11 protein-coding genes and 1 pseudogene are annotated in these 13,187 nt (G+C 40.2%); 7 read left to right on the plus strand and 5 right to left on the minus strand.

The features are described from left to right. Nucleotides 1–41 precede the first annotated feature (41 nt). A complete protein-coding gene (locus tag LGZ98_RS03255; RefSeq protein WP_113040661.1) occupies nt 42–581 on the plus strand; it encodes a TorD/DmsD family molecular chaperone in 540 nt (179 codons plus the stop codon). Nucleotides 582–646: 65 nt separating this feature from the next. Here LGZ98_RS03255 and LGZ98_RS03260 read toward each other — a convergent pair whose 3' ends face one another. Continuing rightward, on the minus strand, nt 647–1,210 hold the full coding sequence (locus LGZ98_RS03260) for a lipoprotein (protein ID WP_262977714.1): 564 nt from the start codon (nt 1,208–1,210) through the stop codon (nt 647–649). A 37-nt stretch (nt 1,211–1,247) separates the two neighbouring features. Further along, nucleotides 1,248–2,453 (minus strand): multidrug efflux MFS transporter MdtH, encoded by a 1,206-nt coding sequence (gene mdtH / locus LGZ98_RS03265; protein WP_113024419.1) that lies wholly within the window; start codon nt 2,451–2,453, stop codon nt 1,248–1,250. A 313-nt stretch (nt 2,454–2,766) separates the two neighbouring features. On the opposite strand from mdtH, the gene rimJ reads away from it, so the two are divergent. The 3 genes and pseudogenes from rimJ (at nt 2,767) to murJ (ending at nt 6,588) form a co-directional block, all read left to right on the plus strand. Next, nucleotides 2,767–3,351 carry a ribosomal protein S5-alanine N-acetyltransferase gene (gene rimJ / locus LGZ98_RS03270; RefSeq protein WP_036778615.1) on the plus strand — a complete coding sequence of 195 codons (585 nt, stop codon included), beginning with the start codon at nt 2,767–2,769 and terminating at the stop codon, nt 3,349–3,351. A 598-nt stretch (nt 3,352–3,949) separates the two neighbouring features. Then, nucleotides 3,950–4,348: pseudogene (locus tag LGZ98_RS03275) on the plus strand (hypothetical protein); the annotation flags it as partial. Nucleotides 4,349–5,049: 701 nt separating this feature from the next. Further along, the gene (gene murJ / locus LGZ98_RS03280; RefSeq protein ID WP_262977715.1) at nt 5,050–6,588 is read left to right on the plus strand and encodes a murein biosynthesis integral membrane protein MurJ; all 1,539 of its coding nucleotides are present in this window, start codon (nt 5,050–5,052) and stop codon (nt 6,586–6,588) included. Nucleotides 6,589–6,760: 172 nt separating this feature from the next. On the opposite strand, the gene argS is transcribed toward murJ, so the two are convergent. Together argS and LGZ98_RS03290 are read right to left on the minus strand one after the other, a co-directional pair. Then, a complete protein-coding gene (gene argS, locus LGZ98_RS03285; protein ID WP_262977716.1) occupies nt 6,761–8,491 on the minus strand; it encodes an arginine--tRNA ligase in 1,731 nt (576 codons plus the stop codon). A gap of 199 nt (nt 8,492–8,690) precedes the next feature. After that, on the minus strand, nt 8,691–9,428 hold the full coding sequence (locus tag LGZ98_RS03290; RefSeq protein ID WP_262977717.1) for a cyclase family protein: 738 nt from the start codon (nt 9,426–9,428) through the stop codon (nt 8,691–8,693). Nucleotides 9,429–9,974: 546 nt separating this feature from the next. Between LGZ98_RS03290 and LGZ98_RS03295 the strand changes: the two genes are divergently transcribed. Both LGZ98_RS03295 and LGZ98_RS03300 read left to right on the plus strand, forming a co-directional pair. Continuing rightward, nucleotides 9,975–10,529 (plus strand): cytochrome b, encoded by a 555-nt coding sequence (locus tag LGZ98_RS03295; protein ID WP_011146349.1) that lies wholly within the window; start codon nt 9,975–9,977, stop codon nt 10,527–10,529. Nucleotides 10,530–10,555: 26 nt separating this feature from the next. Further along, complete coding sequence (locus LGZ98_RS03300; RefSeq protein ID WP_262977718.1) at nt 10,556–11,134, plus strand: YceI family protein; 579 nt, start codon at nt 10,556–10,558, stop codon at nt 11,132–11,134. 409 nt (nt 11,135–11,543) lie between these two features. Here the strand turns inward: LGZ98_RS03300 and LGZ98_RS03305 are convergent, their stop codons facing one another. Next, nucleotides 11,544–11,921, minus strand: a complete 378-nt coding sequence (locus tag LGZ98_RS03305; RefSeq protein WP_262977719.1) for a LecA/PA-IL family lectin — start codon at nt 11,919–11,921, stop codon at nt 11,544–11,546. Nucleotides 11,922–12,591: 670 nt separating this feature from the next. Here LGZ98_RS03305 and LGZ98_RS03310 point away from each other — a divergent pair. Then, entirely contained in the window at nt 12,592–13,176 is a 585-nt protein-coding gene (locus tag LGZ98_RS03310) for a VOC family protein (RefSeq protein ID WP_262977720.1), read from the plus strand. The last annotated feature ends 11 nt before the right edge of the window (nt 13,177–13,187 follow it).

Raw genomic sequence — 13,187 nt, forward strand, 5'->3', positions numbered from 1 at the left:
GAGACAATAACAGCAAAATTGCTATTTATTTGGAAACTGAGATGAATGAATTTTCAATAGTCTGCCGTATTTTAGGGACTTTATTTAATCGTCAACCGCAAGACCCGATTTTGAAACCACTTCTGACGATGATTGTCGAAGGTAAATTGAAGCAATCATGGCCATTGGAGCAAGATGCATTGTTGGATCGTTTGCAACAAAACTGCGATCTATCCGCAATGCAAGCTGATTATATGGTACTGTTTTATGGAGATAATGCTAACGTACCAGACCGCCGTTCTGACTATACCGGGGAGAGTGAAAACGATATTCGTCAATTTTTGACTGAACGAGGAATGCCATTGTCCGATGGGCCAGTCGATCAGTTTGGTTCTCTGTTATTAGGGGCTTCATGGCTGGAAGATCAGGCAGCAGAAGATGAGGTTCAGGGGCAAATTGTGCTGTTTGATGAATATTTGCTGCCATGGTGTGGGCAATTTCTGGGGAAAGTGGAAGCCCATGCAATAACTGTTTTCTACCGGACATTAGCAATGATAACCCGTGAAGCATTACAGGCGTTAAGAGAAGAACTGGATTCTTAATTTTTAAATGATAAAAAGGCAAATAATGTCGAATTATTTGCCTTTTTACTATATTTTGATGAAAATTATTTATCGGTCAGCATAATAACTAATTTGCCAGGTTTCACTTCTAACCTTTTTGCTAATGTTTTAGCCGCGGCTTCAGCTTTACTGTGATCTGCTTTTATTACATAAATAGGATGAACATCAAAGAAAGCACTGAGTGATTTATTCAGATAAGGAAGTAATGCGTTAATCGGTTTTTCCATTTTTTCCTGCGTAATTTGGTAATCAACGATTTCCAACTCTTTCAGAAAAATAGCCCCTTTTTCCTGCTCAAAAACAGGTTGTGCTTTCAGGGTGAGTTTCATATCGGCTTTAGCTGGGCCAAGCAAGGATGTAATATTTACATTTGCACGGCCAGTTAACGCTATTTTGTTTGGTTCTGTTCGACCAATTTGGCTGGATAGTTCTGTCAATTCAATATCCGCATTGGCAATACCATGTAATTCGATCTGTTTCTGGTAATGGACGTGTTTTGCTAGATAACCATTAATTAACTCTTCGCTGATACTGATATCTTTGAACTGATCACAACCACTGATTAACCCCACTAGCAGCAATACTGCCCCCAAGAAAAATTTTCTCATATCGACTCCTTTATTTTGGAGGGCAGATTTTACCTCATTAATTGCCACTCAGCATGGCAGATTCAATCTTACGTTGGTTAAATTGACGGTGCAGGGCATACAGCGTTATCAAGCCAATAATCCCAAGCAGGAACCAGGGTAATTGCGGCATATGCAGAGCATGACCGGTATCATATAACCAACCACCGCCGGTATAACCCAAGGCACCACCCAATGCCAGACCAAGACGGCTGAATCCCATATAACTCCCACGCGCACGTGGATCAGCGAGTGAAGCACTTAATGTCTCACGGGCAGGTTCAGCGGTAACGGTGCCGAGATAGAACAGGCAAATAAGGCCAAATAAGGTATTTATTTCACCAATCAAACCGACTGGGAACATACTCAGGCTCATCAGGAAAAGCCCGGCCATTAGACGCTGTTCTAGCCGGAATCGTTTTTCGCTCCAACGGGCGATCGGATACAGCAAAGTGAGCGATAGGGTTGCTTCAATTGCGTACATCCATTTTACCGCGGCGGGTGTGCCGGCGATTTCGTTGACGATAATTGGGAACATTAACATTACCTGGACAGACAGCATAAAATAGCCAGTTAACGTCAATACATAGGTGAAGAAGCGACGATCTTTAATAACGCGCTCCATCCCTTCCCAGATGGGAGTTCGAGTAGTAGAAATCCGGTAGGCAGGGAGGAATAATGCATTCCAGATGGCTGCCAGAACAAAAACACCGGCACCTGTCCAGCAGACAAATTGGAAATCGTATTGCAGCAGCCAGCTACCAATTAGTGCGCCGATAACCGCACCGGCACTGTCCTGCATTAACAGCAGCGAGAAGAAACGGCCACGTTCGTGCGGTCGGGTTAGTTTGATGACCAGTGCAGTCCGGGGAGGATCAAATAAGGTACCTCCCAGTGCGGATAATATACAGGCAAGCCACAGTATCCACGGTTCGGTGGCTAAGGCGATGAAAGCAAAACCAAGGGCGCGTAACAGCATGCCGGTGACGATCATCGGCTTCGCGCCAAAACGGTCTGCAATTGCGCCACCAAAAATGCCTAAACCTTGTTGTACAAACTGACGTAAACCAAGCGCAAAACCGACAACCAGTGCGGCCCAACCCAGTTGCTCAACAAAATGTATTGATATTAAAGGAAAAACGACGAAGAAACCTAGAACGACCAGCAAGTTATCGAATAACAGGAAGTACTTACCCAGGCTACGTGCTTGTGAAACCAGTGACATTGCTCACCATTGGAGTAGTAAAATAGGGAGGACCATATAGTTGCTTTATATTTTGTACTTAATTCGATCATTAGGATAGTGAGTTATGGATAATATTTTTTTATCGTAAAGTAATGGTTGGAAGCTGTTTTTTACAGATAAATAGCTTAAATTTTTAACGGATAAATTAATATATACCCTATGGATTTCAAGATGCATCGCGACGGCAAGGGAACGAATCCCTGGGAGCATAGGAAACTATGTGACCGGGGTGAGTGAGTGCAGCCAACAAAAAGGCAACTTGAAAGATGACGGGTATAGTTAGGGAGAAATAATGTTTGGTTATAGTTCCACTTTACCGAAAGTTCGTCTGATCACGGAACGAATGGTGGTGCGTTTGGTGTACGAGCGGGATGCTTATCGTTTGGCTGAGTACTATTCAGAAAATCACGAGTTTCTTAAACCTTGGGAGCCGACCAGAGATAGAAGCCATTGCCAGCCTTCTGGCTGGATAAACCGATTGAATTTAATCATAGAAATGCAAAGACAGAGTGCGGCTTTTCATTTTCTGCTACTTGATCCAAATGAAAATGAAGTTATTGGTGTTGCCAATTTCAGTAATATTCTGCGTGGGGCTTTTCATGCCTGTTATTTGGGATATTCGCTTGGTGAAAAGTGGCAGGGAAAAGGGATGATGTACGAAGCTTTACAACCAGCTATCCGTTATATGCAACGTCAACAGGGGATGCATCGGATTATGGCTAATTATATGCCGGATAATCATCGTAGTGGGAAATTGTTGGAACGATTGGGTTTTGAACGTGAAGGTTATGCCAAGAAATACCTGATGATTAATGGAGTTTGGCAAGATCACGTATTAACCGCATTGACAGATGACAAATGGAGTGGAAAAAGTTGATTATTACGCTGTACTGTCACCAAATAAAGTAAATTAAATTAGTAATGATGAATTAAACCATCGTTGAAAGTTAGCCTTCCCCGTACCTTATTTTTGACCCTTTTTTAAGGGCTGATTTTAATTTATTGATTTTTAATGGAATATTGTTTCTATTGTAAAAAAGGGTTTTTTCATTGTTTTATTAAAATATGCTTTAATCGTCAGTAGGTTGAAGTTAATATGTAACAGTTCACTGCCGTACAGGCAGCTTAGAAATGTTGCTCCATGGCCGAGTGAGACAACTGGAAGTTCACTGCCGTACAGGCAGCTTAGAAACGGAACAAATAAAAGCTCAAGAAGCCTATGAGGTTCACTGCCGTACAGGCAGCTTAGAAATGAGTAAGCTTCAATGAGTTGACTTATTTGACGCACTGACTTCGGTTGGTGCGTTTTTTGAAGTGGCTATTTCAGCTTTCTGTAGTAAGGCTAGTTGCAAGTCGCCATCATCTAGGCCAAATACGATGTTACATTGGCAGCTTATAAAAGTTAATGAGTTCTAGTGCATAAGCGTGGATTTATGTATACTCGCCGCTTTTGTTAGCAAAGTGAATGATTAACCATGAATAATATTGCTGCCTTGTCTTTGGCTGCTGTGATGTTTACTAGCGGTTGCGCTACGATTGTGGGTGATAAAACTCAGCATGTTCAGGTTGATAGTAATCCATCAGGGGCCATGTTCTCTATCAAAGATGAATTAGGTAGGGTTGTTGCTCAAGGGAAAACTCCCCAAGATGTGATTTTAGAAAAATCTGATGGAAGTTATTTCGGTAAAAAAGACTATCTGGTGACTTTTACTAAAGATAATTCTGAGTCTGTCACGTTACCAATTAAGGCGAGCGCCAATGGTTGGTACATTGGGGGTAATTTTTTATTTGGTGGTTTAATTGGTTGGCTCTTATTTGATCCATTTAATGGCGGGATGTATACGCTGCATCCAAAATTAGTGAATGCCCAGTTGCCTCAGAAACCAGTGAGTGCTGAAGTGCCTCAGAAACCAGTGAACGCTGGGTCATCTCAGAATCAGGTAACAAATACAATTATTCTGATGTTAGACCCTAATAAGGCAGTAGATCCTAATAAGATATTAGATCCTAATAAAGCGGCAGACCCTAATAACCTAATAAACAGGTAACACCTTTAGGTTAAGCCAAAATGTCCGGTTGGACAATCTGGTAAGTATATGACAATAAGCTCTTTTATTTTCTGAAAGGGCTTTTTAATTCTATTTTTCCTTTTCTTATGGTAAATAACAGTTAAGAACTTATTATTTTTGAAATTATAATGAGTGGTAGATTTACGTAATAAATGCAATATCGTTACTTTGGAAGTAAATATATTCTTATTCCTTTAAATAATTCATTGGATATTTTATTATTAGCTAATTGTTATGGAAATAATTTGAATGGTTTTTTTATTGTTTTATCGATATGTTTTAACCGTCAGTAGGTTAAAGTTAATATCCAACCGTGCACTATTGGATAGGTAGCTTAGCAAGCTGGATTAAGATGGTATGGCTTGGTGGTTTTTTGCACTAATACATGCAACTTAAAAAGCACCGGCAGTTTACAAGTATCTCAGTCGTGTATAATCCATTTTCCATTTTTGCACTGTCATACAGACAGTTCGGAAATCAACTAACATGATTTTGAGATAAATACGATGAATTTATTGAAATCGCTGGCTGCGGTTAGCTCTATGACCATGTTTTCTCGGGTTTTGGGCTTTATCCGAGATGCCATTATTGCCCGCATATTTGGGGCTGGTGTTGCAGCGGATGCTTTTTTTGTTGCATTTAAATTGCCTAATTTACTGCGCCGTATTTTTGCAGAAGGTGCCTTTTCTCAGGCATTTGTGCCCATTTTGGCGGAATATAAGAATCAGCAAGGTGATGAAGCAACCCGGACGTTTATTGCTTATGTTTCCGGTATGTTGACGTTAATTCTGGCCATTGTTACTGTACTGGGAGTTTTGGCAGCACCGTGGGTGATTTATGTTACCGCACCCGGTTTTACCGATACCGCCGATAAATTTACGCTGACAACAAATTTGTTAAGAATTACTTTCCCCTATATTTTTCTGATATCACTGGCCTCGTTGGTAGGCGCAATATTAAATACCTGGAATCGATTTTCTGTTCCTGCCTTCGCTCCGACGTTACTTAATATCAGCATGATTGTGTTTGCATTATTTGTCGCCCCTTATTGTAATCCGCCGGTGATGGCATTAGGTTGGGCGGTTGTTGCTGGAGGGATTTTGCAACTTTTATATCAGCTTCCTCATTTAAAAAAGATCGGTATGCTGGTATTACCGCGTATTTCTTTCCGCGACAGTGGCGTATGGCGGGTTATGCGGCAGATGGGGCCAGCACTTCTTGGGGTTTCAGTCAGCCAGATTTCATTAATTATTAATACGATTTTCGCCTCATTTCTGGTGTCCGGTTCTGTCTCCTGGATGTATTACGCCGACCGTTTGATGGAATTACCTTCAGGTGTATTGGGTGTTGCGCTTGGGACAATTCTTTTACCTTCACTGGCGAAAAGTTTTTCCAGCGGAAATCATGAGGAGTATACCAAATTAATGGATTGGGGGTTGAGGCTCTGTTTTTTATTAGCGCTGCCTTGTGCTGTTGCTTTAGGTATGCTGGCAGAACCTTTAACAGTCTCTCTATTTCAATACGGTAATTTTACTGCATTTGATGCAGCAATGACCCAAAAAGCGTTAATTGCTTACTGTTTTGGATTGATGGGGCTAATTATTGTCAAGGTGTTGGCGCCGGGTTTTTATTCTCGTCGAGATATTAAAACCCCGGTAAAAATTGCGATTGTCACTTTGATTCTGACTCAGCTAATGAACCTTGCTTTTGTTGGCCCGCTGAAACATGCCGGGTTAGCCTTGTCTATTGGCCTGGCATCTTGTTTCAATGCTAGTATGCTTTACTGGCAATTACGTAAGAAAGATATTTTTAAGCCGTTAGCGGGTTGGAGGGTGTTCTTATTTAAACTAGTTGTGGCAATTGCGGTAATGATTGCCGTATTAACTGTTACTTTATGGTTGATGCCAGCATGGGAGCAGGGAAATATGGCTATGCGCTTATTGCGATTGATGGTGGTGGTTATCGCCGGAGCAAGCAGCTATTTTGCTGCGTTGGTGCTGATGGGTTTTCGGCTAAAAGATTTTGCCCACCGCGGTTTCCAATAAATTCAGGTATTCCAGCAGTTATTCAAATTTAGGTGGAGTTTTGATGATAGAAAATTGCTAGGGTACGTTTCTTGCCAGAATTGAATACCAGGTATAAAAAGATCTTAACAGGCGTGATAGGAAGGAGTATGCCCAATCACGCCAATTTTTCAGAAAAACAGCAATTATCCTGTTACATCCGCTCTACCGTCTCAATACCCAATGTATTCAGACCTTGCTTCAATGTCTTAGCGGTCAGGAGCGCCAGTTTCAGGCGGCTTTGACGCAACTCTTCGCTTTCCGCATTGAGGATTTGGCAGTGTTCATAGAAACAGGAGAATAGACCAGCCAAATCGTACAGGTAAGCACACATCACATGTGGTGTACCTTCACGGGCGACGGTGGTAATGGCCTCTTCAAATTGTAACAAACGGGTGGCCAATGTTTGTTCACGATCTTCATTTAGGATAACCGGTAGGGTCAGACTGCTTTCATCGATTTCGGCACGTTTAAAGATGGAGGCAACACGGGTGTAAGCATATTGCATATAAGGCGCGGTATTACCTTCAAAGGCGAGCATATTATCCCAATCGAAGATGTAATCTGTGGTACGGCTCTTGGAGAGATCAGCGTATTTCACGGCACCGATACCGACAGCTTCAACTACTTTTTTCAATTCATCTTCTGGCATATCCGGGTTCTTTTCACGGATAAGAGTGTTGGCACGTTCAATAGCTTCATCCAATAGATCGGTCAATCTGACAGTACCACCGGCGCGAGTTTTAAATGGTTTGCCATCTTTGCCCAACATCATGCCGAACATATGGTGTTCCAGTGACACGGATTCTGGTACATAACCAGCTTTACGAACGATGGTCCAGGCTTGCATCAAATGTTGATGTTGACGGGAATCGATGTAGTAAAGAACGCGGTCCGCGTGCAGGGTTTCATAACGGTATTTTGCGCAGGCGATATCGGTTGTGGTGTAAAGATAACCCCCATCCTGCTTCTGGATAATAACGCCCATCGGTTCACCTTCTTTGTTTTTATACTCATCAAGGTAAACCACGGTTGCTCCATCGCTTTCCACTGCCAGCCCTTGCTGTTTCAGATCAGCGACGATACTGGGTAGCAGATCGTTGTACAGACTTTCACCCATGACAGAATCTTTAGTCAGCGTGACATTCAGACGATCATAGGTTTGCTGATTTTGGGCCATCGTGATATCCACTAGTTTGCGCCACATGGTACGGCAATATTCATCACCGCCTTGTAGTTTTACGACATAGCTACGGGCGCGGATGGCAAACTCTTCATCTTCATCGTAATGTTTTTTGGCTTCGCGATAGAAAGCTTCCAGATCGGACAATGCCATATCGCTGGCATTTTCGTTTTGCACTTTTTCCAAATAGGCAATTAGCATACCGAACTGGGTTCCCCAGTCACCCACATGGTTAGCGCGGATAACCTTATGACCGAGGAATTCAAGTGTACGGACGGCGGCATCACCAATAATCGTGGAGCGCAAATGACCAACGTGCATCTGTTTCGCAACATTGGGGGCGGAATAATCGACAACAATAGTTTGTGGTTTGGCTGGCGTAACGCCCAGCTTTTCATCTTTCAGTGCAGTTTCGATATTGGCTGCAATCCACGCTTTATCAAGGAAAATATTGATAAAGCCGGGGCCAGCGATTTCAACTTTACTGGCGATACCTTGCAGATTTAGCAGGTTAACAACTTTTTCTGCCAGTTGTCGGGGAGGCATACCCACTTTTTTCGCGGCGGCCATAACACCATTGGCCTGATAGTCGCCAAATTGCGCTTTCGCGGATTGGCGGATGTGAGCTTCGCTGTCGGCTGGAGCACCTGCTGCAATCAGCGCTTGGCTGACTTTTTCTGAAAGAATCGCCTGAATATTCACCTGGTTACCTTAAATGACGAACAAGAAATAGGTATATTGTAGCAAACAATATCCTTTGCAAAATGGTTCATAATAAAAAACGGCTGGTTTTATACCATATTCAACACATGACATACCACTTTACTGTTGTTTTGTGCCAAGTTGCGAAGATAAAAAACGCGTCTTCTCGAAAAATCATCTAATGGCCTCCAGGAAACAGTCACGGGAGTATGGCAAACGAACGAACAGGAAAACCAGAGGCTTTTTTAGGTTTGGCTACAATGTTGAAAATAACTGCGCCACGTACAGGTACTTGGTCCAAATTAGCTAAAAGTTCTATCTGATAAGTATCTTGCTTTAAGACATAATCTTCGCCCAACAAGGCATTATTCTTTCTAAAATCTTTAGCGGCGTCGGTATCAAATGTTTCATGTCCGATGGCTTTAATATGACGCTCCTCAAATAAAAACTTGAGGGCATCTATTCCCCAACCGGGTATTTGGTTATTGCCAGAATCATCTTTATTGTCCATTTTTTCCTGAGATGGCCAGCGTTTACTCCAGTCAGTTCTGAGCGCAACGAAAGTACCTGCTTCAATAATTCCATATTCTTCTTCAAATTTAAGAATATCTTCTTTAGAAAGTGAAAAGTTGGGGTCCTGTTTTGCTCTTTCTGAGTGATCAAGCACGATTAAAGGTAAAACCAATTCTTTTAATTCCAGTTCATCAACATAACGGGTACTAGAAACAAAATGGCAGGGAGCATCAATGTGAGTCCCATATTGGCCGGGAAAAGAAAATTGCTGAACAAAAAAGCCATCTTTGTAATCAAAAAGTGTTTTAAACTCTGCTGAATCAAGCATAAAAAAATGTGGAGAATCTTTATCGAAGCTATGCGTCAAATCGACCCATTTTTTTGACTTCAATAAAGTGAGCGCTTGTAAGATGCTATTTGACATAAAAAACCTCATTTTTGATAATTTATTGATGTTATTTTTACCACTATTGAATGATTAATGCTGTAAGATTTGTTGCCGTAAATAGTGATGTTCCTCATGTTTTATTCACTTTTATTGTTCCAGTAATGAACATACGAAATAAAGGCATAATAGATTTAAAGGCGGCCGGACTCGTCATTTCTGACTACTGAGGCTTGTGTTAGGCTCGTCAGATACGAGCACATCAGGTTATGACTCTTATAAGCGGAAAATTATAAAGAAATAATAGAAAATAAGATAATTAATTTTTACATTAGTTAAAATTTAAAATCAAATATAATAAAAAAATATATATTATATATTTTTTCGGCATTATTATTAATGTGGTATATTTCTATCTTATTGTTATTTAATATTTTTTTACCTTAAATGATTTTCATTGATTAAAATTGAAAATCTTTTGCAAATTATTTGTTGGGATTTTTAATAAAAAAGAGATTAATATCATTCATAATTGAATTAGTTCAAAAAATGGCTAGTCTACATTTACCTAAAAAAGGAACTGTTATGCTTTGGAAGAATACTTCCAACCAGTTTGGTCACTTATCTGTCCTTTTACATTGGCTGGTTGCATTGATCGTATATGGCATGTTTGCGCTAGGACTGTGGATGGTGACATTAGGGTATTACGATACGTGGTATCATAAAGCACCTGAAATTCATAAAAGTATCGGGATGTTGCTGTTTATCATGATGGCTGTGCGTGTTATCTGGCGTTTTGTTTCTCCACCACCCAAGCCATTAGCCAGTTATAGTCGCCTGATTAGAGTCAGCGCTGTTTTAATGCATATTTTGTTGTATATCTTACTGTTTGGCATTTTGATTAGTGGTTATTTAATTTCGACCGCTGATGGGCAGCCGATTTCTGTTTTTGACTGGTTTATTGTTCCGGCCACATTAATCGGTCAGGGCGAGCAGGCGGATACTGCCGGAATGATTCATCTTTACCTTGCTTGGGCAGTGGTAATTTTATCGTTATTACACGCTGTTGCAGCATTAAAACACCATTTTATTGACCGTGATGCAACCTTAAAGCGGATACTGGGTTTCCGTCCTGAATAATATAAAAGACGATTATGGAGAAGAATATGTTGAAGAAGACGCTACTTGGCCTGACTGCGGGTGCATTGTTACTAAATGCAAGTTCTGCATTAGCTGCCGATTATAAAATTGATATTCCCGGCCAGCACGCCTTTATTGGATTTCGCATTCAGCATTTGGGGTATAGCTGGCTATATGGGACATTTAAAGATTTTGATGGCTCTTTCACATTTGATGAGCAAAATCCGGCTGCAAATAAAGTTAATGTGACGATCAAAATAGCCAGTTTGGACACTAACCACGCCGAACGTGATAAACATCTGCGTAGTAAAGATTACTTTAATACAGAGAAATACCCTGAAGCAAAATTCACTTCAACTGAAGTGAAAAAAGAGGGGGAGAAATATGTTGTTACGGGTGATCTGACTTTAAACGGTGTGACAAAGCCGGTGGTACTGAATGCAGAGCTGATGGGTGAAGGTAAAGACCCGTGGGGTGGCTACCGCGCAGGGTTTGAAGCTTCTGGTAAAATCAAACTGAAAGATTTTAATTTCAAAGCAGATTTGGGACCTAAATCACAGGAAGCGGATTTATTGATTTCTATCGAAGGTGTCCGGGAAAAGTAATACGCGGATGACTTAGCTCGGTAGTGCAATTTATTAAGGGCTGCGCATTGCGTGGCCTGTTTTATTGATAGGCAAAACTTTCTTTTCAATTGATGTCATGGATAATGGAATACATCAAAAATTGAGTTACAAAAAGCGCAAGGGGGAATGCTTACTTTCAGGTAGCTTTATTCTGACATATATTACCAATAGACCAAATAGAATCTTTTTCTTTATCTGATGTGGATGCTTATATCGTTTGAAGAAAAACATAGTAAGCATCCATTTGTAGGAAACAGTAATAATAATGATGAGGCTGATATTTAACGTGGACTTTTTCTTATCTGCCAAGTGAAATAATGTGATTTTTCACTTGGCGTTGTATTAAATAGAATGTTTATTATATTAGTAATACATATTCATATAATTTTTATATTATTTCCTTTAGAGGGGAATACCGAGATTCTATTATGACCTCGACTTGAAATTCACCTGAATTATCACCAAAAGTACCCGGTACGTCATTGAATAAAAGTATTAATTCTCCATCTACAGGAACTGTTTTATGAAGTACTCCGTTGTCAATTGCAAACTTCTTGTTGGCGATTTTAGCAACGAGAGTGACTATTGGTGACGGTTGTTGATTATTAGGTACAGAACCATCAGGTGCTGCCCATTCAAGATAATCACGGCCATATTTCACCCAGCCATGAGCAACGACAGAGATTATATCTCCTTGTTTGAGAATAAGTCCTGTGGGTTTACCGTTTTCAGCGTTAGCTGGAACACTTCCTGACCAATCAGACATAGTATTACCTCCGAAATTATGTTTTATAGAAATAGTTTTGTCAAAGATGTTTACATATTTGACTAAAATGTAATTTATTTTCTTTATGATTGTATTTCAATGAGGAAATTAGTGTTTGTGATCTGTATCAATTACAATAATCTTTATATCGATGGTTAATTTTAATATTGTAATTTTTGCTTTTTGCTTTTTGCTTTTTGCTTTTGTTTTTTTATAGATTCTTAATTTTATATTGAATGATAAACTTTGTGATTATTTTTTATTTTAAATAATTGCCCTGAATCGTTAGAATAAAAGAATAATATTCCTATTTTTAATTTCCTAATCTAATTATATTATAAAACCAGAATTACCCTTAATTCCCATTACGTGCGGAAATTGTGTAAAATAAAATGGTTACAGTAACTTATTGATAGATAGTGTTTCTTGCGAGGTATCAAACCTTGTCCCAAGCGGGTTTTTTCGCTTAATTGCAGTTTTTTGTGAGTGAAATAGGGTAATGAGAATTCATGGAATTATTGAAAGAGTGATTGTGTTGGTACCATCGAATTTCAATTATTACCAATCGAGAGTATCATTCGAGGTTTGAAACGGCGGCAAGCCATTAAAACTCTTAGGCTGTTTGGGGCCAAGGGAAGTGACCAATCTATAGCATCTTAACTGGGATAATATGACACATTTTTCTTCTATTGTTGAATTACAGGATTTAGTGGCTGAACTGGCAATATTTGAGCAAAAATTGGTACGGTTCAAACAACGGCTTAATTTGAATGTTGAGCAATATCAAGCCGATCATATCTCCTTACGTTGTCACGATATCTCTGTAGCGGAGCGCTGGCGTAAAGGTTTTTTGCAATGTGGCAGTTTGATGTCAGAAACTATCATTAATGGACGTCCAATCTGCTTGTTTGATTTAGAGTACCCAATTGCGGTGCTTAATTGGCAAATTGATTGTGTAGAATTGCCCTATCCTGGCAAGAAAACTTACTTGCATCAGGGATGGGAACATGTGGAGCTGGTGCTGCCGGTGGCACCTGAGATCTTATCAACAGCCGCAAAAGCATTATTACCGCAACCTTTGCCGGCAGGTTTTTCTGTTAAAGAGAGTCAACCCAAAGGGGAACAAGAGCGGTTGCCTAATCCTACCTTAGCTATCACTGATAGTGAGATCACCGTCAAGTTTCACCCATTTACATTGCGTGAAATTGTTAAAAATGAGCACCAGTCGGCAAAATTAACGTTTTCGTCCTTGTGATCCAGATAAAA

Source organism: Photorhabdus kayaii (assembly GCF_025384895.1).
In the GTDB taxonomy this organism is placed as follows: domain Bacteria; phylum Pseudomonadota; class Gammaproteobacteria; order Enterobacterales; family Enterobacteriaceae; genus Photorhabdus; species Photorhabdus kayaii.

Bases quoted from the DNA above. Each gene is read 5' to 3' on its own strand.
- LGZ98_RS03255 (WP_113040661.1), top strand. From the start codon at position 42: ATGAATGAATTTTCAATAGTCTGCCGTATTTTAGGGACTTTATTTAAT.
- LGZ98_RS03295 (WP_011146349.1), top strand. From the start codon at position 9,975: ATGCTTTGGAAGAATACTTCCAACCAGTTTGGTCACTTATCTGTCCTT.
- LGZ98_RS03310 (WP_262977720.1), top strand. From the start codon at position 12,592: ATGACACATTTTTCTTCTATTGTTGAATTACAGGATTTAGTGGCTGAA.
- LGZ98_RS03300 (WP_262977718.1), top strand. From the start codon at position 10,556: ATGTTGAAGAAGACGCTACTTGGCCTGACTGCGGGTGCATTGTTACTA.
- murJ (WP_262977715.1), top strand. From the start codon at position 5,050: ATGAATTTATTGAAATCGCTGGCTGCGGTTAGCTCTATGACCATGTTT.
- LGZ98_RS03305 (WP_262977719.1), bottom strand. From the start codon at position 11,921: ATGTCTGATTGGTCAGGAAGTGTTCCAGCTAACGCTGAAAACGGTAAA.
- LGZ98_RS03260 (WP_262977714.1), bottom strand. From the start codon at position 1,210: ATGAGAAAATTTTTCTTGGGGGCAGTATTGCTGCTAGTGGGGTTAATC.
- rimJ (WP_036778615.1), top strand. From the start codon at position 2,767: ATGTTTGGTTATAGTTCCACTTTACCGAAAGTTCGTCTGATCACGGAA.
- mdtH (WP_113024419.1), bottom strand. From the start codon at position 2,453: ATGTCACTGGTTTCACAAGCACGTAGCCTGGGTAAGTACTTCCTGTTA.
- LGZ98_RS03290 (WP_262977717.1), bottom strand. From the start codon at position 9,428: ATGTCAAATAGCATCTTACAAGCGCTCACTTTATTGAAGTCAAAAAAA.